This window comes from Janthinobacterium breve (genome assembly GCF_051380895.1).
In the GTDB taxonomy this organism is placed as follows: domain Bacteria; phylum Pseudomonadota; class Gammaproteobacteria; order Burkholderiales; family Burkholderiaceae_D; genus Janthinobacterium.
The window spans coordinates 348,349-365,764 of the sequence record NZ_JBNYXY010000004.1 but is presented as its reverse complement, the minus strand read 5'-3'; the positions used below and the strand labels follow the sequence as shown (position 1 = coordinate 365,764).

Genomic DNA, 17,416 nt, shown 5'->3' with positions numbered 1-17,416 from the left:
TTGTGTTCTTCATGTGCGGGCAAGCACCAGTATAGTTTATCGGCCACGCAAGAGGCGCCCCAGTTCCAGCAAGCCGTGCTGCATCTCGGCCGGGGGAATGGCGGCAAAGCCCAACAGCAGCCCGGGCGGCGTGGCGCAGGCGTCGCCGGCGTCAGGGTCGGCATAGTGCCCCAGCGGACGCAGTTCGATGCCCCGTTCCAGCCCCGCGCGCGACACCGTTTCTTCATCGTGGCCGCCGCGAAAATACGCGCACAATTCCAGGCCGCTGTCGGTCGGCCCGCACACGAGCTGATCGTCAAGTTCGCGCGCCAAGCCGCGTACCAGCTGGTCGCGCCGTTCCGCATTGCTGTCGCGCGTGCGGCGGATATGCCGGCCAAAGTGTCCCTCGGCGATGAAGTCGGCCAGCGCCATCTGCGGCACGATGGCCGTATGGCGGTCCATCACGGCCTTGGCCTGCACCAGTGCCTCGGCCAGCGCGGGCGGAGCCACCATGTAACCGAGGCGCAGGCCGGGGAACAGCACTTTTGACAGGGTACCCACGTAGACCACGCAGCCATCGCGGTCCAGGCTTTGCAGGGACGCCAGCGGCGCGCCCGAGTAGCGGTATTCGCTGTCGTAATCGTCTTCCACCAGCCAGGCCTTGTTGTGCGCGGCCCAGGCCAGCAGGGCCAGGCGGCGCGGCAAGCTCATGCTCACGCCCAGCGGCATCTGGTGCGATGGCGTCACGTACGCCAGCTTTGCCTGCGGACAGTGCGCCACGCCATACGCCACGTCCAGCCCCTGCGCATCGACGGGAACGGGAAACACGCGCGCGCCGGCCGCGCGCAAGGGGCCGCTGGCGCCCCGGTAGCCGGGTGATTCCATCCAGGCTGCGTCGCCCGGCGCCAGCAAAATAGTCGAGAGCATGAACAGCGCCTGCTGCGAGCCGGAGGTGATCACGATCTGCTGCGGCGTGCATTGGACGCCGCGCGAGGCCTTCAGATATACGCACAGCAGTTCGCGCAGCGGCAGGTAGCCGGCCGGGTCGCTGTAGCCGAACTGGTGGTCGGGGCGGCGCCAGCGCCGCGCTTCCAGGCGGTTCCACACGTCAAACGGGAAGTGGTCGATGCGCGGCATGCCGACGCGAAAAGCCCGCAGCGGCCCCCGGTGGAACGCCACCTGGCGCATGGCCGCCACCACACCTTGCCCGCGCGCCGACAAGGGCCGCAGCAAGCCGGGCGCGTCCAACTTGCCGGCCGGCGCGGCCACAGGCACGTCGACGCTGACAAAGGTGCCGCGCCCCACGGCGCCATCGAGATAGCCTTCCGCCGTCAGCAGCGCATACGCATTGAGCACCGTCTGGCGCGACACGGCCAGCAGGTGGCAAAAGTCGCGCGTGGGCGGCAGCTGCATCCCGGGACTCATGCGGCCATCGAGGATGGCGGCCTTGATGGCCGCATACAATTGGCGAAACAACGGTTCGATGGCGCCGCGCTGCAGCGGCAAGGCAGCGATGATCTGGTTCAGGTGCGTGGCAGGCATGGGCATTGGGCATCCTCAAATTGGTAGCTTCAAGATAGCACTTATTGGCTGTTTTAAATAGCCAAGACTGACGCTAAGATGACGCATCCCCTCTTACTCCCGTGGAGCACCCATGCATCAGTTTTTCGCCACCGTGGCCTGGCAGCGCGCCGGCCAGGATTTCGCCGGCCAGCGCTACAGCCGTGGCCATGAATGGCAGTTCGATGGCGGCTTGCGCGTGCCCGCCTCGTCGTCGCCCCTGTCCGTGCCGTTGCCCATGTCCGTGGCGGAAAATATCGATCCGGAAGAAGCGCTGGTGGCCGCCACATCGAGCTGCCACATGCTGTTCTTCCTGTCGCTGGCAGCGCAGCGCGGCTATGTCATCGACGACTACCGCGACGACGCCGTCGGCGAACTGGGAAAGAATGCCGCCGGCCGCCTGGCCATGACGCGCATCGTGCTGCGTCCGCGCATCGCCTTCGCGGGAACACCGCCATCGCCCGAGGTGCTGGCCGCCCTGCACCACGACGCGCACGAGCGCTGCTACATCGCCAATTCGCTCACGGCCGACGTGGTGGTGGAAGGCGCGGCCTAGATGTACACGCCGGCCAGCTTCCGCGAAGAGCGCCTCGACGTGCTGCATGGGCTGATCCAGGCCCATCCCCTGGGCGCGCTGGTGCGCCATGGCGAGGAGGGCTTATGCGCCGACCATCTGCCGTTCGAGATCGCCGCACCCACGCCCGAGGCCCCGTTCGGCATCCTGCGCGCCCACGTGGCGCGCGCCAACCCGCTGTGGCGCAGCGCTGGCGGAAACGATGAATGCATGGTGATCTTCCAGGGGCCGCACGCCTACATCACGCCCGCCTGGTATGCGGAAAAGCAGCGCAGCGGCAAGGAAGTGCCGACCTTCAATTACGCGGTGGTGCACGCCCACGGCCCCCTGCGCGCCATCGACGATGCGGCGTGGCTGATGGACTTGCTGGAGCGGCTGACGGCGCGCCATGAGGCAGATCAAGCTGCGCCATGGCGGGTGAGCGATGCGCCGGCCGACTATATCGACAAGCTATTGAAAGCCATCGTCGGCATCGAAATCCCCCTCACGCGCATCACGGGCAAATGGAAACTGGGCCAGAACCGCAGCCTGCAAGACCAGGCCAGCATGGCACACGGCCTGGCGCTGGACAATCAACCCGGCGCGGCGCAGGCCTTGGGCGCGCTGATCGCCGCCAACCTCACGCCATCCAGCTGACGGCTGCCGAAAACGTCAAAAACGACAGCGCCGTCGACACTAAAATGATGCGGGCGATGCGCGCCGTGTTCGCCCCAAAACGCTCGGACAGCAGCGACACATTGCTGGCGCTGGGCAGGCAAGCCACCAGCACCATGCAGGTCAGCGCGAACGGATCGAGCGGCGCGCCCAGCGCGATGGCCGCGTGGCCGATGCCCCACACCAGCAGCGGATGCAGCAGCAGTTTTTTCAGCGCCACCGGCACATAGTCGCGCATCGGCGCCGGGTCGCTGGTGCTCATCTGCGAACGGGCCAGCACGGCGCCGATGGTAAACAAGGCAACCGGCGAGGCGGCATCGGCCAGCAGGCCCACCGTCTGCGTCAGCGGCTTGGGCATGGCCAGTTCCAGCCACGACGACAATGCCCCGAGCACAATCGCCCACGGCATGGGATTGCCCGCCATGCCCTTCAAGGCATTCATAATGGCGGCGCGGCTGCCGTGCGCGCCGCCGCTGCCGATGCGCGACAGGGCGATGCACAGCGAGCTGGTAATCAACATGTCGACGACGATGGTGACGATGACGGGGCCCGAGGAACGGGGCCCGAGCAGAGTCAATAGCAGGGGTACGCCCATGAAGCCCGTGTTCGGGAAAGCTGCCACCAGCGCGCCGAAGGCGGCATTATTCCAGTCGATGCGGTGGCTGAGAGTCATGGCCATGGTCACGCCCACCATGATCAGGGCGCACAGCAGATACACGCCAAACACGCTGGCGTCGAGCAGCTGCGCGATGGGCGTGGCGGCGCCGAAGCGGTACAGCATGCAGGGCAGCGCGAAGTACAGGACAAAACTGTTCAAGCCGCCGATGGCGGCCAGCGGCAGCAGCGTGCGCCGCACAGCCAGGTAGCCGCACAGCACCAGGGCGAAGAAGGGAAAGGTGATGGCAAGGATGGTCAGCATGGAGCGCCATTGTAGCGTGCCGCGCGCACCGGCCATCTGGCGCAAAAAAAGGCCGCTCGCGCGGCCCAAGGAGGTTACGGAGAAAACGCCGGTGGCCCGCTATGGCTTGAGCTGGGCGCGGATCTCGCCGGCCGGGTAGGCGGCGCTATGCACGTTGACGTACAGCTTGCCGGCCTGGTAGCTCGCATACTGGGGCGGCGTGAGCATGGCGCCGTCCGGCACGGCAAACATGCCGGCGCCCGTCTGCAGCAGGGGCAAGATGACGGGACCGTTGGCGCCCGTGGGCGCTTCATGGAGATGCGCGACGGTGGCCAGCATGCCCGTATAGCGCACGCCGCCGGTGATGCTGAGGTCATGGGCAACGCGGATCGTGCTGCTGCCGCTGGCCGTGCTGGTATTGGCCGGCACTTCCTGCGCGCCCGTCAAGGTAACGTCATCGCCGCCCGGATGATGCGGACCATGGGAACAGGCGCCCAGCAGGGCTGCCAGCGCCAGCACGCTGGCGGCGCGGCATACGTGTTGTTGCAATGTGCTCATCGCAGGTCTCCTTCAACGGATAGCGGATCACGGATGGCGCCCTGCCCCGCACAACCGGGCCTACGCCGCACTGGTGTTGCATAGTGCGACAGTAGCGCCAGGCCGCGCCGCCCGCTTTGCTTTTCGCCAAACTTGATGCTCGCCCACAGTCGCCCCGTCAAGCCAGATGCCCTTCCGCCACCCAGCCGCGGTTGGCGGGCGCGGCCTTCGGCTTGGGCGCGATGCCGCTGCTTTTCTCTGCGTCGAGGATGATGCTGCGCATGCTGTCGCTGGCGGCCGGCCCCGGCGCAAACGCGTAGTACTCGTCATTGATGGGCAAGCCCGTCATGGCGTCGACCAGCACCGGATCGGCGGCCAGGCCCGTGTCGCGACTGGCGATGACGAGGCTGGCGCCTTCCGGCGCGAAGTTTTCATTGCCCCAGGCAATAAAAGCCAGCAAGACAGGCTTGAAGGCGCGCCCGGACTTGGTCAGCACATAATCGTAGCGGGGCGGCTTGGCGCAATACAGACGGCGCGTCATCAAGCCGCCCTCCACCAGGTCGGCCAGCCGGCGTGTCAGGATGGTGGGCGCGATCTTGAGGCTCTTTTCAAATTCGTCAAAACGCGTCTTGCCGTAAAACGCTTCACGCAGGATGAGGATGCTCCACCATTCCCCCACCTTGCCCAGGCTGCGTGCGATCGGGCAAGGCAAATTATTAAAGTTGGTATGTTTCATGACCATCTCCTCACGTTGACTCAACACAACAATCGAAAAATATTTCAGTTGCAACACGGAAACTTAGTTACTATCACTTTGCAAGTGACCTTCGCGCTACGGTAGCGGCCTGAAAATACGCAAAAACTCACACTTTTCTTGCTCAAGTACAATCATGGCTCGTTCAATTCCCCAATCCAGGTGCGAAAAACGGTGTCAGCCACGCCTTCCAGCGCTGCTGCCCACGCCCGTTTTACATGCGATACATTCACGATGACCCCTTTGAAGCTTGCCGTACTGCCCGCCCTGCTCGCCCTGTCCCTTTGCCAGACCACCACCGCCGATACCGTGTCTTCCGCTACGCTGCAGGCCACCTTCATCGTCCAGGAAGCGTGTACCATCGTTGCGCAACGCAACAGCGCCCAGGTGCGCTGCCAGCACAACACGCCGTATCTGCTGCTCCAGCAGACAACACCATCAGACGCCGGCCTCATCACCGTCACGTTCTAAAAATAAATCGTTGCCGTCACCGTGTCCTTGTAGTCGCCGGGGCGTGGCGTGGTCTGCGCCGGCACCCGCCCATAAATCGCTATTGGCAGGCTGCTGCCCGTGCCGGTGCCGCTGACCATGCTGGTACCGGCAGTGCCGTCGCCCCAGATGGGGCCGTCCAGGCTGCCCGATAATTCATATGCGATAAGGTCCGCCGTCACGGTATTTTTCATTTTGCGCGCCGCCACGCTGGACGCCACCGTACCGCCGCTCAAGGCGATCTGATACGCATTGTTGTTGACGCAGCGTACCGACAGGGTGCTGGTACTGCGTACGGGTCCGTTCAGCACCGTCGCCGTGGTAAACGCCATCGACGCGGCAGTGATGGTGCAGTTATTGATCGCCGTGGCGTTCACGTTAAAACTGAAGCTGGCACTGTTGCCCAGGCAGGTACCGGGATCGTTAAGCAAGCCATACATGGCGTAGGTCATGGTGCCAGCGCCACTGAAGCTGGAGGTGTAGACGGTATTGCTGTTGCTGACTGTCGGCACGCCCGCCAGCGCGGCACCAGCGGGAATCTTGCCGTAGAAATTGAAATTCTTGGTGTAAGTGCCCCCCAGCGTCAGCAGGCCGGCCGACAACTGGAGCGGATACGAAGTGGTAGCGCCGGTCACGCCCGGCCCGCCCCATATCGACGATGGCGAATAGGTAGCGTCCACATACAGGTTGTACTGCATGCGGGCGGCGCCATTACCGAGGGTGCGCGGCACGGCCGACAGCGAATTGCTGCCGATGCCCAGGTTCAGGCACACGCGCGCATTCGGCGTCAGCAAGACGCCCAGGCTCAAGGTGGAAAAGGTGCAGCTCAGCGTGCCGGAGCCAGTGACCGTATAGTCGCTGCCTGAAATAGGCGTTACCTGGCCGAAATCGACGTCGTTCACGCTGACGGAGCAGACATCGGCGCGCGCCGCCGTGCCCAGCATGCAGCCCAGCACGACGACAAGCACAGGCAGCAGGCGGCGCATCAGCGGACTCCTCCGGCAGCGCAGCGTAGCGGACCGATGACGGGCAGGCCACCTTCGGCCGGGCGCACATAGGGGAAATGCACCGCGCACAGGCTATCGCCTTCGCCTATGCGCAACTGGTTATCGGCGCCCAGGTCGTCGACGAAGATGATGCCGTCAAAGCCTACCACGGTGCGCTTGCCGCTTTGCACATGCAACACCGGCAAGCCGGTCGACAGCGGCTTGCCGTCCGCGCCTTGCACGATGACGGTGGCCGCGGTGTAGCGCTCCACGGGAAACGCTGCCAGCACCCCGGACAGGCTGCGCGGCACCACGTTGATGTTGGTCACCGGCACCCGCGCATCGACGTCGAGGCTATCCGTACCGATGCTGATCTGGTTATCGCCATAGGCATTCAGGTTGGGCACAAGCAGGTAACCGCTGCCGCCCGTGATGCCGATCTGACGGTTTTCATGCATCACGGGAATGTTCGGCACGCCTCCCGTCGAGACCAGCGCGAAGCCGCTGCCCACCTGGCGCGCTGCCTCGACATGGCCATCCATCAGCACCAGCGCGCCGGAGGCGTCCAGCGACGCCGCATGGTCCATGGAATCGCTTTGCACGCGCGCCGTCACGCGGCCATAGTTGCCCAGGTACTCCAGCTGACCCTGGCGATAGCTGGAGCTGCCGGACATGCCGCTCTGCATGGCCCAGCCGAAGCCGCCGCCAAAATCGGCCGTGCGCTGGGCGCCAAAATTATGGCTGCTGACGTCATTTTGCCGGTTGGTATTGGCACTCGTGGCAATGTTTCCGTCCAGGACCATGCTCAGGCCGATGTAAAAACCCCGGTTGCGATGCTGGCTCAGGTCCTGGAAGGCGCTGGTGCTCAGAAATACGCCTTTGAACAGCGAGGCCGAATAGCCGAGGGTGACGATGCGCGACGTCGCCTCCCCCTCGGGGCGGTAGCCGATATAGCTGAGATTCATGCTTTACCCTGCCGCCAGCGCCAGGGTCAGCGACACCCTGTCGGCCGCCCGCACCACGGGACTGCCGTCGCCCGATGCCAGGTCGCCATAGCCGGCGCTGGCGCGCGCGCTTTGCACATCGATGCTGTAGCGGGGTCCCAGGTACTGATAGCCCGCGCTGACCTGCATGCCCTGGCCGTGACCACTGCTGCCGGCGATGGCGCCGTTAAGCACCCCGGCCTGTCCCAGCCGCAGCAAAGCGCCAGCGCCCGCGTTCAGCACACCGGCGCCGGCTTCGCCATGGCCCTCGACCGTTAGAGTATCGCTGAGTCCATAGCGTCCAGTGACGCTGGCGATGGGACGCTTCTGGTAGCCGAAGGAGCGGCGGCCGTAGTCGCGCCGCAGCACTCCCGCCTCGACCGAATAATCGCTCAATCCGCTGGCCAGCATGCGCGTGTCGACATATAAAGGCAGGGTGGTGGCCACGCTGCGTCCGAGCGCGTCGCGGGTGATCACGGTAGCCTGCCCTGCGCCATTGATGCCTGCCACCTGGTTCAGCACGAATGGGCCGCTGGGTACGCTCGCCGCGTACTGTTGCACCCCATTCACGTACAGACTCAGCGAAGACGGCACGAGCGCCGTGCCATTCACCGAGGTGACGGGAAAGGTCAGCAGGTCGGGGCGCAACTGGAAATTCTTGCGCCACTGGAAGCCGCCCATGCGTACGGCGCGGCTCCAGCTCAGCGATGATGAAATCAGGTCTCCCACCTGCCACGATTGCAAGGTGTCGACATCGGAATGGTTCCAAAAGGTATCGAAACGCATGTACTGGCGCTGCCCCGCAGTCACGTTCAGCGTGCCCGTGCTGCTGAACACGCCGCTGTCGTTAAAATAGCGGAAATCATTGAAAATTGCGGAGCGGCGCGCCTGCCCCAGCTCTGTGTAAGCTTCATAGTTGAGCACGGCACCGGGCGTCACGCTGGACTTTGGTGCGCGCTCGGCCGTATGCGCGTCAATGCTGTAGGGCGTGCGCAGGCTATCGCTGATGCGCAGGGCCAGGTTCTGGCGCGTCGCATCGTAATCATAGGCAAGGCCGGGAATGGCGTCGAGCGCGACATCGAGCTGGCCCGGCACGCCCAGGCGCGCCGGGTCCAGCCCGAGCTGCTGCAAGTTGTCCACGCTGCTGCGCAAGCGCTTACCCTGCTGGGTAAAGCGCAAGATCAGTCCGCTTGATTCGCCATTCACACTAACCTCCAGATAGAGTTCTCTCGGTGCCGACATATTCACGTCCGCGCTGGCCGGGCCGGGATCGTCGCCCGAGACGGGCGCGCGCTCCACGCCGTCCGCTCTGGCGACGCACGATGCCGCCATCATCACTACCGTCCAGCAGGCCTGCCATGTCAGTGACCACATCATGGTGTAACCCGGTTGAGCAAGCGTTCGCCTCGGCGGCGTTGGTCAAGGTGGCGTCGATGTCCTGGCAATGATCGCCTTTGCATTCACGTTGGCTGAAATCGTCAACACGCCATCGAGCGCGGCATCGTTGGCGACGGGAAGGCGCCATTCGCGCATGCGTCCCGCCAGCACGTAGCCAAACAAACCCTTGCTGATGTCATGCTCCTTGCCGGCTTGGTTCGCAAACGACGTAGCGCCTATTTGCGCATGAAAATTACCGCTATTGCTGATACGCAACATCCACGCACCCTCCTTGCGGAACACCTGCCATGCCAGCACTTCCTTGCCGGGCGCACCGACAGGCAGCACAAAGACAGGCACCGAATAGCGCAGCCGAATGTCCACGCCATTGCCCTCCGTCTCGGCATCGCGCGCGACTTCGTCGATCAATACGCGGAAGGTGCGCTCCTGCGCCGCTGGCCCGGCGCTGCGCCGCACCAGGCGGATCGTCTGGCGTCCGCTCGGCGTCACTTCGACGATGGGCGGACTGGCCATCAGTTCCTGCGTCGGCAGCAGCACCTCCTCACCCTTCACCTGATCCCAGGAAAATACGCGCACCTGGCCATACAAGGGCTTGTCACCCAGATTTTGCAAGGTGATGCCGGCCGCATTCTGCTCGGCTCGCAAGTTGATAGTGACAGGGGAAATCTGCAGATTGGCGGCACCCACGGAAGCGCCGCCGAGCATGCAAAGCATCGGCGCCAGCCATAGCAAGAAAGCAAATGCGCGACGTACCGTCATATGCGCCCGCCCTAGAAATATACGGTAGCGGTAATGGTCGATTTATAGGCATCGGGAGCGGGTGTCGCCTGGGCCGGCACCTGCCCGTAGACAGTCAGCGGCTGGGCCACGCCGGAGCCCGTGCCACCCTGCGTATTGGTGCCCTGCGTATTGCCCCAAACGGTCGCGCCAGCCGCCTGGAACAGGTTGAACTGCACCGTACCCGTGTTCGAACCGGTGCCGCTCATATAGCGCGTCGTGCCGGACGAGCCCGTGCCTGTGCCCGCACTCAGGCCCACGTTATACGGCGTAGTATTAGTGCAGGTGACGTTCACCGTGGTATTGACGTTCACGGCAGTACTCAGTACGCCCTGGACCGAACCGAAGTTCAACGGTGCCGCCGCAATCACGCAGTTGGCAACGATGGTCAACGTGACGTCGAAGTTGGAGGTGGCGCTGCCATTCAGATAGGTGGCGGCGTCGGCGGAAGCAGACATGGAAGCTGCGCCAAGGGCAAGGCCAGCGGCGATGACAGCAGGGGAAAATTTAACGCGTAACATAAAACCTCCGGATGATGAAACATCATGAACGGGCCCTTCCGAAAAGGTAAGGGCACTGAGGATAGTCACGGAATTGCCGGCGTTTTCTAGGGCACGCAAACCAGGACAACTAACAATACTGAAGACCAACAGCTTGGGACTTCATTACTTTTGCCGCATAGGCAAAGCAGTTTTTTTAACAATCGACATTGCTTTAAGTCAATGCATGAGTGAATTATTAGCGATCTGGGAAATCGCCGCTTCTTCTGGCGGAGAAACCTCTTTTGAAACACGAGAAAAACAGAAAAAAAAGAAAAAGCGAGGCATAATAAGCCACAACTTGCTTTTTGGTTAAGTCATCCAATCCATGCCATTGACCAGCGAAACCATCAAAAAAAACATCTTGATCGTGGACGATTCCGCGTTCGAGCAGCGCATGCTGATGGAGCTGCTCAGCGAGCAGCCCTACCGTTTCAGCATCGCGTTCAATGGCTATCAGGGCTACCAGCTGGCATTGGCCACGCTTCCCGACCTGATCCTGCTCGATGTGCGCATGCCCGAGATGGATGGCTACACGGCATGCCGTTTGCTCAAGGCCAACCCCGAAACGGAACAGATACCCGTGATCTTTCTCAGCGGCGCCGATGCCGCCAAGGAACGCATCATGGGCTTGCAGGTGGGTGGCGTCGATTACATTTCAAAGCCGTTCACGCCGGAAGAACTGGCCGCGCGCATTCATATCCACCTGGGATTGATGCGTAAAAGCAACAGTACCTTGCCAGCCACGATGCCGATCAGCGACAAGCTGCAGCATCCCGACCTGGTGTTCGTGAATGCCGTCAAACAACTCATTCTCGACAATCTGGGCAGCCTGCCCAACCTGTCCGACATCGCGCGCAGCGTGGGCACTTACCGCGAAAAGCTGACCCTGATGTTCCGCGAGCAAACCGGCATGACCGTGTTTGCCTTCATCCGCGAAGCGCGCATCGCCCGCGGCGTGGAATTGCTGCAGCAGACAGATATCGACGTGCAGGATATTGCCCTGCTGATCGGTTTTCACAACGCGGGCAACTTCGCCACCGCCTTTCGCGAACGCATGGGCGTCACGCCCAGCGCCTACCGCCAGCGCCTGCAGGAACAGACTGGCCAGCGGCAGGTGTCAAACGGTCATTAGAACTTGTAGTTCAGCTTGAGCGATGCAAAGCGTCCACGCGGGTCGGCCTGGGTAAAGTCAAAGCCGGTCGAGGCGTAGTCCCAGGGTGCGCGCTTGTTGGCCAGGTTTTGCACGATGAAAGTGACGTTCGCCTTTGGTGTCAGCTGCCAGCTGCTGGTCACGTCAAAGGTGCTGAAGGCGGCCACCGATTCGTCGAGATGCTTCTGCTGCGCATAGCTGCCCACGTAGTTCCAGGTCAGGGTCGACGACCATTTCCCCTGCTCCCAGGTGGCAGAGGTGACGCCGCGCCATTTCGGGATGGAACCGAAATAATTGGTGCCGGCGCCGTCCGTCAGCGGCGCGCCATCGGACAACGGCTCGGCAAAGCGCAGCACGCGGCTCAGCTGGCCGGCCAGGGTCAGCTTGCCCCAATCCTTGTCGACAAAGCGCTGGCGCAGGTCGATATCGATGCCCGACACTTCGCGCTGGCCCTGGTTGCGGAACTGGCGGTACAGTGTCGTGATGCGTCCATCGGCACCGCGCGTGATCTGTTGCGGCGCCGTTTTTTCATTCTCGAGTATGGTGGTGGCGCTGGCCGTGCCGATCACGCCATCTTGCTTGATGCGGTAGTAATCGAGGCCGATGCTCGAGCTGCTGGTGGGCGACACCACCACGCCCAGGTTCAGGTTGTTCGAGCGCTCGGGACGCAGGTTCGGATTGGCGATGGTCATGACCGTCACGCCGCGCGACTGCGTTGGCGTCAGGGGATCGCGGGCATCGATCACGCCGGTATAGCTGACGGCCGTGCTGTCGGTGATTTCCGGCAGCGACGGCGCACGGAAGGCGCGTGACACGGTGCCGCGCAGCAGCAGCCATGGCGCCGCCTGATAGCGGGCGCTGGCTTTGGGCGAAAACGCATTGCCAAAGTCGCTGTAATGGTCGGCGCGGCCCGCCACGTTGACGGACAAATCCTTCACCACGGGCACGTTGAATTCGGCGAACAGGGCCGACACATTGCGCGAGCCGTCGATGATATTGAGTGCGGGACGCAATTCCGTGCCCGACAGCACGGCTGTCGAGGTTTGCGAATCCATCTTTTCGCGGCGCCATTGAACGCCGGCGGCAAACCCCAGCGCACCGGCGGGCAGGTCCCAGATATCCTTGGCCGCCGAGAAGTCGAGCGTGTCGAGCGTCGATTCGGCCGGGCGCAGGGTCGACAGGCGCAGGCGGTTGCGCACCGCTTCGCTATTTTGCGATTGATCAAAGAAATTGTAGCTGCCCTCGGCCAGCACTTTCTGGAATTCGTAGCGGTTGACGAAGTTCTGCACCGTTTCTTCCAGCTTGCTGCTGGAATGGGCCACGGCCGTGTCCCAGTCCCAGCCCGCCCAGGTGCCCTTGACGCCGGCCAGCGCGCGGTAGAAGGTGACGCGATCCTGCTTCAGGCGCGGTCCCAGGTCAAACAGGGTGGCCGTGAACGGCAAGGGCGTCGCGCCCGGATTGTTCGGGTGGCCCACGGGCAGCACCACGGGAATGGTGTCGAGCAGCTTGGTGCTGTTGTTCCACACGCGCGTGGCGTTATTCACCGTCAGCGGCGCGCTGAAGGTCTGGTCTGCGCGCGAATAACTGTGCAGCAGATCGACATAAGCTTCCGTGTCCGCGTTCAGCTTGAGGGTGCCGCGCAGCGAAGAATGGATGCGCTGGATGCCCGGGATCAGCGTTTTGTACGGCGCCGGATTGTAGGCCAGCACCTGGCCGCTGCCATCGGGATTGATGTCCTTGTACGGCACCAGTTGCAGCGGGCCGCGCACGCCGCCCAGGGTCCGCGTGGGATCGTTGCCGGCGTAATTCGTGGCGGTCCAGCCCAGGGTGCCGCGCTGCTGCTGGCGGTAATCGGCATCGCGCAACCATGCAACGTCGCTTTGCTGCAGCTTGTCGCGCTGCTGCGCGTCGACCGAGAAGACCACGCTGTAGCCATCTTCTTCGAGCTTGCCGAAACCCGTTTGCAGCGCCGCGCTCTTTTCGTGCTGGCCCGTGCCTTGCGTCGAGCCGCCCCATTGCGCCGTGATATCCGTGCCCGTGAATTCCTTGTACAGGATGATGTTGACCACGCCGGCCACGGCGTCCGAGCCATACACGGACGAGGCGCCATCCTTGAGCACTTCGATGCGCTGCACGGCCGCCATCGGCAGGCTGTTCAGGTCAACGAAGGTTTGCTGCAAATCCTGCGCCGTGGCATAGCTGGCCACGCGGCGGCCATTCACCAGGATCAGGGTATTTTGCTGGCCGATGCCGCGCAGCGACAGGCCCGAGGTACCGGCCGAGAAACTGCCCGTATATTGTTCGTTGTAGCTGTTGCCGCTGTTGGCGGAAATGGCACGCAGCACCTCCGACACGCTGGTCTTGCCGCTGGCTTTCAATTCCTTGGCGGTGATGACCTGCACGGCGCTGGCGCCCTCCTTTTCGCTGACGCGGATATTCGATCCGGTGACGTTAACACGCAGCAGTTCCTCCTCGGCGTGGGCAAGGGTGGGGAAAGCGGGAAAGGCGGCGGCGATGGCAAGACTGATGGCGAGTGGTTTGAACATGGTTTCCTCTTATTGGGATTGCAGCCTTTTTCAGATAAAAAAGGCCGAGCAGGGGCACGCGGACCGGGTGGGTCAGCGGGCAAACGACAATGAAACGGATGGGAATGACTTACGGGATGCGTGGACGGGCACGCATCGGCATCCACTGCGCCATGCATTGCATGGTCAGCTGGTGCCGGGCGGCGTAAAAGCAGGTAGAAAGACTAAAGCGCAACATAAAAAACACCGGTAAGCGGGGAAAGGCCACTATATCTCGGTGTCTTTATGGCGTGAACGAATTAAAAATTGATTGTATATACGATTTGAATCTAAGGGCTTGGCGTGGCAATATCAGGCGTCGGCGATTGCCGTGGAAGGCGCCGCGGGCGCCAGCGCCGCGCGGCGCGCCTGCACTCCCCACCAGTACCAGGAAATCAGGGCGTTGACCCAGTAGGCCGCATACAGCACGGCCGTCAGGTGCAAGCCGCGGCTGTAGTAGAGCGGCACGGCCACTGTGTTGACCAGCAGCCAGAAGACCCAGGTTTCGATGCGCCGGCTCATCAGCAAGAATTGCGCGATGATGCTAAATACCAACACTGCCGAATCGATGAAGGGCGCGTAGGCATTCGTAAAGCGATGCAGCAGCATGCCGTAGATGACCACGGAGGCGATGCCGGCCGGCACTACCCAGGCCAGGCTGCGCCAGCCCGTGCGCGTGATCGGCAACGGCTTGCCGCCAGCGCCACGCCGCCATTGCAGCCAGCCGATGACGCAGGTGACGATGAAAAACAGCTGCAGCATCACGTCGGCATACAGATTAACCTGGAAAAACAGCACGGCAAACAGTACGCAGCCAACAATGCCGATCCACCAGGAATGAATATTATTGCGTCCTGCCAGAATGATGGAGGCAGTCATCAGTACATTGGCGGCGATCTCGAGCGGGGCAGTCAAGCGGTCTTCCTTTGCGGGGCAGTGGTGGCACCGCGCCACTATAGCCGATTACACTGCAAGGTGTTCACGGCGCCGGACGGCGGCGCAGGGAATCGACAAAAAGCGTGCACAAATGCGCGAAAAGCATCGCTGTACCTGCCCAGAAGACCCCGCCCCCTTGACTTCCACCGGTATTCTGGCAAATTGAACATCAGTGACACACCATGGAAACACCTCCCGTATGCGTATGCGCCATTTCCTGTTGTTGGCAGTGCTCGGCCTCTGCGCCCTGCCCGCCCTGGCCTGCCGCATGACGATGGCGTTCGAGCAATGGCCGCCCTACCTGTATCGCGACGCACAAGGCAGATATACGGGGCTGGACCTGGAACTGCTGCACGCCATCTTCAAGGAGGCGCGCTGCACCTTGCTGACCGTGCCGGAACTGCCCACCGCGCGGCGCCAGTTGCTGTTCCAGAAAGGCGAACTGGACTTGCTGCCCGCCGCCTCCGACACCTCGGAACGCCATGCGTATGCCCGTTTCAGCGTGAGCTACCGCGACGAAACCGTGGGCATCTTCGGCAAGGCCGGCACGCACGCCGTGCAGCGCCATGTCGGCAGTTTCGGCCAGCTGGCGCGCGGCACGGCCACCCTGCTGGCGCCCAAGGTGGGCTGGTATGGGGCAGACTATGCGGCGGCCCGGCCGGCGCTGGAAAAGGCCGGCCGGCTGAATGCGTTCGGCAGCTTCCGGCAGGGCATCCTCATGCTCGACGCGGGTCGCGCCGACCTGCTGCTGGGGGACGTGCTGGCCGTGCGCCACGAAGCGCGCCTGCAGGGCGTCCCCCTGACCGCCCTGCCCTTCCTGGCCCTGCGCGCCCCCGTGCACCTGATGCTCAATGCGCGCACGACCAGCGCCGCAGACCTGGCGCGCCTGAATACCGCCATCACGCACCTGGAACAGCGCGGCGTGCTGGCGGCGATACGCGCCCGCTACGAAGCGCCGTAGCGGCGATCAAGCCTTGGCAGCCGCCTCGAGGATCTCCAGCCTGGTTTCCCGGCCATGCTTTTGCACGCCCTGCGCCTTGTCATAGCTTTCGATCAGCGCGCGGTAGGGCGGCACGATATGGTCGGTCATGATGGCGGCGAATTCCATCGCGTCGGCGCGGTTCCAGGTGCTCATCACTTCAGCCAGCACGGCATACGTGTCGATCGGCACGGCGCCGGCCTGCGTCACGCGCGCCATGGTGATGTCGGTGGCCATCTTCGACCAGTTGCCCGAGGCGTCGATGATGGCAAACACCTTGTAGCCGGCCGCCAGCGCGCTGATGGTGGGAAAGGCCATGCACACGCTGGTGAGCGTGCCGGCGATCAGCAGGGTCTTGCGGCCCGTCTTTTCGATGGCCTCGACCCAGGCCGGATTGTCCCAGGCGTTGATCTGGCCCGTGCGCGGAATGTAGATGGCGTCCGGGTTGAAATGGTGGATTTCCGGGATCAATGGGCCGTTCGGGCCGTCGGGCACGGAAGCGGTGGTGAAGGTCGGCATGTTCGCCAGGCGCGACAGCTTGGCCAGCGCCGTGACGTGGCCGCGCAGCACGTGCTGTTCGATGTCGCGCACCAGTTGGAACAAGCCGCTCTGGTGGTCGATCAGCAGCATGACGGCATCGTCGGGATCGATCATCGGTGGCAAACCTTGGAAGTTGGCGGGGGTGCTCATGGTGGTCTCCTGAAAAACCATGCCGCGGGATGCGGCATGGGTACTGCACAAATGAATTACTTCTCGATGCGGGCAAAGCGTCCGCTGTTGAAATCCTCGAACGCCTGCACGATTTCCGCTTCGGTATTCATGACGAACGGACCATGGCCGACGATGGGCTCGTCGATCGGCTCTCCGCTCAGCAGCAGTACCACGGCGTCGTTGTTCGCTTCGACGGTGATGCTGTCGCCATCGCGCTCGAACAGCGCCATCTGCGCTTCGCGCACCACGCTCTCGCCGTTGACCAGCACCGTGCCATGCAGGACGATCAGCGCCGTGCTCCACCCCTTGGTCACGGGCAGCTCCGTCAGCTTGCCCTGGGCCAGGCGCAGGTCCCACACCTGCATCGGCGAAAACGTGCGGGCCGGGCCATGCTGGCCATCGAAGTCGCCGGCGATCACGCGCACGGAACCTGCATCGTCGGGCAGCGCCACCGTGGGAATCGTGTCGCTGGTGATGGCCTGGTAGCCGGGCGCCGTCATCTTGTTCTTGGCCGGCAGGTTGACCCACAGCTGCACCATTTCCAGGGTGCCGCCCGACTGCGTAAAGGCAGGCGAGTGAAACTCTTCGTGCAGGATGCCGGCACCGGCCGTCATCCATTGCACGTCGCCGGGGCCGATCACGCCGCCCTGACCCGTCGAATCGCGGTGCGCCACTTCGCCCTTGTAGACGATGGTCACCGTTTCAAAGCCGCGGTGCGGGTGCGAGCCGACGCCGGGCGGACGCGTGCCGGGCACAAAATCGGCGGGGCCGGCGTAGTCGAGCAGCAGGAATGGGCTCAACTGCTTGCCATGGCCGTTATACGAAAACATCGAGCGCACGGGAAAACCGTCGCCGACCCAGTGCTGGCGCGGTGCGCTGTAGATACCTGTGACTGTGTTCATCTCGATCTCCTGTGGGGTGTACATGACAATGGAGACAGAATAC

Annotated in this window: 20 protein-coding genes; 7 read left to right on the top strand and 13 right to left on the bottom strand. The window is 63.2% G+C overall.

Annotation, left to right across the window (positions count from 1 at the left end; translation table 11 throughout):
• Positions 1-36: 36 nt before the first annotated feature.
• Entirely contained in the window at positions 37-1,527 is a 1,491-nt protein-coding gene (gene pdxR / locus ACQ4W0_RS09715) for a MocR-like pyridoxine biosynthesis transcription factor PdxR (RefSeq protein WP_436576532.1), read from the bottom strand.
• Between the two features lie 106 nt (positions 1,528-1,633).
• Between pdxR and ACQ4W0_RS09710 the strand changes: the two genes are divergently transcribed.
• Positions 1,634-2,095 carry an OsmC family protein gene (locus tag ACQ4W0_RS09710; protein WP_436576531.1) on the top strand — a complete coding sequence of 154 codons (462 nt, stop codon included), beginning with the start codon at positions 1,634-1,636 and terminating at the stop codon, positions 2,093-2,095.
• Positions 2,096-2,749, top strand: coding sequence for an FMN-binding negative transcriptional regulator (locus ACQ4W0_RS09705; RefSeq protein WP_436576530.1), 654 nt, complete (start codon positions 2,096-2,098; stop codon positions 2,747-2,749).
• Here the strand turns inward: ACQ4W0_RS09705 and ACQ4W0_RS09700 are convergent.
• The 3 genes from ACQ4W0_RS09700 to ACQ4W0_RS09690 form a co-directional block, all read right to left on the bottom strand.
• Positions 2,733-3,686 carry an AEC family transporter gene (locus ACQ4W0_RS09700; RefSeq protein ID WP_436576529.1) on the bottom strand — a complete coding sequence of 318 codons (954 nt, stop codon included), beginning with the start codon at positions 3,684-3,686 and terminating at the stop codon, positions 2,733-2,735. The two genes, ACQ4W0_RS09705 and ACQ4W0_RS09700, sit on opposite strands and share 17 nt — an antisense overlap.
• A 99-nt stretch (positions 3,687-3,785) precedes the next feature.
• A complete protein-coding gene (locus ACQ4W0_RS09695; RefSeq protein ID WP_436576528.1) occupies positions 3,786-4,223 on the bottom strand; it encodes a CHRD domain-containing protein in 438 nt (145 codons plus the stop codon).
• 157 nt (positions 4,224-4,380) lie between these two features.
• Positions 4,381-4,938: a winged helix-turn-helix transcriptional regulator gene (locus ACQ4W0_RS09690; protein ID WP_010394680.1), complete on the bottom strand. Its 558-nt coding sequence runs from the start codon at positions 4,936-4,938 to the stop codon at positions 4,381-4,383.
• A 252-nt stretch (positions 4,939-5,190) separates the two neighbouring features.
• On the opposite strand from ACQ4W0_RS09690, the gene ACQ4W0_RS09685 reads away from it, so the two are divergent.
• Complete coding sequence (locus tag ACQ4W0_RS09685) at positions 5,191-5,427, top strand: hypothetical protein (protein WP_436576527.1); 237 nt, start codon at positions 5,191-5,193, stop codon at positions 5,425-5,427.
• On the opposite strand, the gene ACQ4W0_RS09680 is transcribed toward ACQ4W0_RS09685, so the two are convergent.
• The 5 genes from ACQ4W0_RS09680 to ACQ4W0_RS09660 are packed head-to-tail and all read right to left on the bottom strand — an operon-like array spanning position 5,424 to position 10,047.
• Positions 5,424-6,431, bottom strand: a complete 1,008-nt coding sequence (locus ACQ4W0_RS09680) for a Csu type fimbrial protein (RefSeq protein ID WP_436576526.1) — start codon at positions 6,429-6,431, stop codon at positions 5,424-5,426. The genes ACQ4W0_RS09685 and ACQ4W0_RS09680 overlap by 4 nt on opposite strands.
• Positions 6,431-7,396 carry a fimbria/pilus outer membrane usher protein gene (locus tag ACQ4W0_RS09675; RefSeq protein WP_436576525.1) on the bottom strand — a complete coding sequence of 322 codons (966 nt, stop codon included), beginning with the start codon at positions 7,394-7,396 and terminating at the stop codon, positions 6,431-6,433. Before ACQ4W0_RS09675 ends, ACQ4W0_RS09680 begins: the two co-directional genes overlap by 1 nt.
• A 3-nt stretch (positions 7,397-7,399) precedes the next feature.
• Positions 7,400-8,791, bottom strand: a complete 1,392-nt coding sequence (locus tag ACQ4W0_RS09670; protein ID WP_436576524.1) for a fimbria/pilus outer membrane usher protein — start codon at positions 8,789-8,791, stop codon at positions 7,400-7,402.
• Positions 8,792-8,833: 42 nt separating this feature from the next.
• The gene (locus tag ACQ4W0_RS09665; protein ID WP_436576523.1) at positions 8,834-9,571 is read right to left on the bottom strand and encodes a fimbrial biogenesis chaperone; all 738 of its coding nucleotides are present in this window, start codon (positions 9,569-9,571) and stop codon (positions 8,834-8,836) included.
• An 11-nt stretch (positions 9,572-9,582) separates the two neighbouring features.
• Positions 9,583-10,047 (bottom strand): Csu type fimbrial protein, encoded by a 465-nt coding sequence (locus ACQ4W0_RS09660; RefSeq protein ID WP_436576522.1) that lies wholly within the window; start codon positions 10,045-10,047, stop codon positions 9,583-9,585.
• A gap of 268 nt (positions 10,048-10,315) precedes the next feature.
• On the opposite strand from ACQ4W0_RS09660, the gene ACQ4W0_RS09655 reads away from it, so the two are divergent.
• Together ACQ4W0_RS09655 and ACQ4W0_RS09650 are read left to right on the top strand one after the other, a co-directional pair.
• Entirely contained in the window at positions 10,316-10,444 is a 129-nt protein-coding gene (locus ACQ4W0_RS09655) for a hypothetical protein (protein ID WP_436576521.1), read from the top strand.
• A 12-nt stretch (positions 10,445-10,456) separates the two neighbouring features.
• Entirely contained in the window at positions 10,457-11,263 is an 807-nt protein-coding gene (locus tag ACQ4W0_RS09650) for a response regulator transcription factor (protein WP_436576520.1), read from the top strand.
• Here ACQ4W0_RS09650 and ACQ4W0_RS09645 read toward each other — a convergent pair.
• Entirely contained in the window at positions 11,260-13,827 is a 2,568-nt protein-coding gene (locus ACQ4W0_RS09645; RefSeq protein WP_436576519.1) for a TonB-dependent receptor, read from the bottom strand. The two genes, ACQ4W0_RS09650 and ACQ4W0_RS09645, sit on opposite strands and share 4 nt — an antisense overlap.
• Between ACQ4W0_RS09645 and ACQ4W0_RS09640 the strand changes: the two genes are divergently transcribed.
• Positions 13,796-14,059 (top strand): hypothetical protein, encoded by a 264-nt coding sequence (locus tag ACQ4W0_RS09640; protein WP_436576518.1) that lies wholly within the window; start codon positions 13,796-13,798, stop codon positions 14,057-14,059. The genes ACQ4W0_RS09645 and ACQ4W0_RS09640 overlap by 32 nt on opposite strands.
• 98 nt (positions 14,060-14,157) lie before the next feature.
• Here the strand turns inward: ACQ4W0_RS09640 and pnuC are convergent, their stop codons facing one another.
• A complete protein-coding gene (gene pnuC / locus ACQ4W0_RS09635; protein ID WP_436576517.1) occupies positions 14,158-14,760 on the bottom strand; it encodes a nicotinamide riboside transporter PnuC in 603 nt (200 codons plus the stop codon).
• Positions 14,761-14,980: 220 nt separating this feature from the next.
• Here pnuC and ACQ4W0_RS09630 point away from each other — a divergent pair, with 220 nt between their 5' ends.
• Positions 14,981-15,742, top strand: coding sequence for a substrate-binding periplasmic protein (locus ACQ4W0_RS09630; protein ID WP_436576516.1), 762 nt, complete (start codon positions 14,981-14,983; stop codon positions 15,740-15,742).
• A gap of 6 nt (positions 15,743-15,748) precedes the next feature.
• Here the strand turns inward: ACQ4W0_RS09630 and ACQ4W0_RS09625 are convergent, their stop codons facing one another.
• A complete protein-coding gene (locus tag ACQ4W0_RS09625; RefSeq protein ID WP_436576515.1) occupies positions 15,749-16,450 on the bottom strand; it encodes an isochorismatase family protein in 702 nt (233 codons plus the stop codon).
• 56 nt (positions 16,451-16,506) lie between these two features.
• Positions 16,507-17,373 (bottom strand): pirin family protein, encoded by an 867-nt coding sequence (locus ACQ4W0_RS09620; protein ID WP_436576514.1) that lies wholly within the window; start codon positions 17,371-17,373, stop codon positions 16,507-16,509.
• Between the last annotated feature and the right edge of the window lie 43 nt (positions 17,374-17,416).

Excerpts from the sequence above, each read along its gene's own strand:
- pdxR (WP_436576532.1), bottom strand. The coding sequence starts at position 1,527 with ATGCCCATGCCTGCCACGCACCTGAACCAGATCATCGCTGCCTTGCCG.
- ACQ4W0_RS09710 (WP_436576531.1), top strand. The coding sequence starts at position 1,634 with ATGCATCAGTTTTTCGCCACCGTGGCCTGGCAGCGCGCCGGCCAGGAT.
- ACQ4W0_RS09705 (WP_436576530.1), top strand. The coding sequence starts at position 2,096 with ATGTACACGCCGGCCAGCTTCCGCGAAGAGCGCCTCGACGTGCTGCAT.
- ACQ4W0_RS09700 (WP_436576529.1), bottom strand. The coding sequence starts at position 3,686 with ATGCTGACCATCCTTGCCATCACCTTTCCCTTCTTCGCCCTGGTGCTG.
- ACQ4W0_RS09695 (WP_436576528.1), bottom strand. The coding sequence starts at position 4,223 with ATGAGCACATTGCAACAACACGTATGCCGCGCCGCCAGCGTGCTGGCG.
- ACQ4W0_RS09690 (WP_010394680.1), bottom strand. The coding sequence starts at position 4,938 with ATGAAACATACCAACTTTAATAATTTGCCTTGCCCGATCGCACGCAGC.
- ACQ4W0_RS09685 (WP_436576527.1), top strand. The coding sequence starts at position 5,191 with ATGACCCCTTTGAAGCTTGCCGTACTGCCCGCCCTGCTCGCCCTGTCC.
- ACQ4W0_RS09680 (WP_436576526.1), bottom strand. The coding sequence starts at position 6,431 with ATGCGCCGCCTGCTGCCTGTGCTTGTCGTCGTGCTGGGCTGCATGCTG.
- ACQ4W0_RS09675 (WP_436576525.1), bottom strand. The coding sequence starts at position 7,396 with ATGAATCTCAGCTATATCGGCTACCGCCCCGAGGGGGAGGCGACGTCG.
- ACQ4W0_RS09670 (WP_436576524.1), bottom strand. The coding sequence starts at position 8,791 with ATGATGTGGTCACTGACATGGCAGGCCTGCTGGACGGTAGTGATGATG.
- ACQ4W0_RS09665 (WP_436576523.1), bottom strand. The coding sequence starts at position 9,571 with ATGACGGTACGTCGCGCATTTGCTTTCTTGCTATGGCTGGCGCCGATG.
- ACQ4W0_RS09660 (WP_436576522.1), bottom strand. The coding sequence starts at position 10,047 with ATGTCTGCTTCCGCCGACGCCGCCACCTATCTGAATGGCAGCGCCACC.
- ACQ4W0_RS09655 (WP_436576521.1), top strand. The coding sequence starts at position 10,316 with ATGAGTGAATTATTAGCGATCTGGGAAATCGCCGCTTCTTCTGGCGGA.
- ACQ4W0_RS09650 (WP_436576520.1), top strand. The coding sequence starts at position 10,457 with ATGCCATTGACCAGCGAAACCATCAAAAAAAACATCTTGATCGTGGAC.
- ACQ4W0_RS09640 (WP_436576518.1), top strand. The coding sequence starts at position 13,796 with ATGGCAAGACTGATGGCGAGTGGTTTGAACATGGTTTCCTCTTATTGG.
- ACQ4W0_RS09645 (WP_436576519.1), bottom strand. The coding sequence starts at position 13,827 with ATGTTCAAACCACTCGCCATCAGTCTTGCCATCGCCGCCGCCTTTCCC.
- ACQ4W0_RS09630 (WP_436576516.1), top strand. The coding sequence starts at position 14,981 with ATGCGTATGCGCCATTTCCTGTTGTTGGCAGTGCTCGGCCTCTGCGCC.
- ACQ4W0_RS09625 (WP_436576515.1), bottom strand. The coding sequence starts at position 16,450 with ATGAGCACCCCCGCCAACTTCCAAGGTTTGCCACCGATGATCGATCCC.
- ACQ4W0_RS09620 (WP_436576514.1), bottom strand. The coding sequence starts at position 17,373 with ATGAACACAGTCACAGGTATCTACAGCGCACCGCGCCAGCACTGGGTC.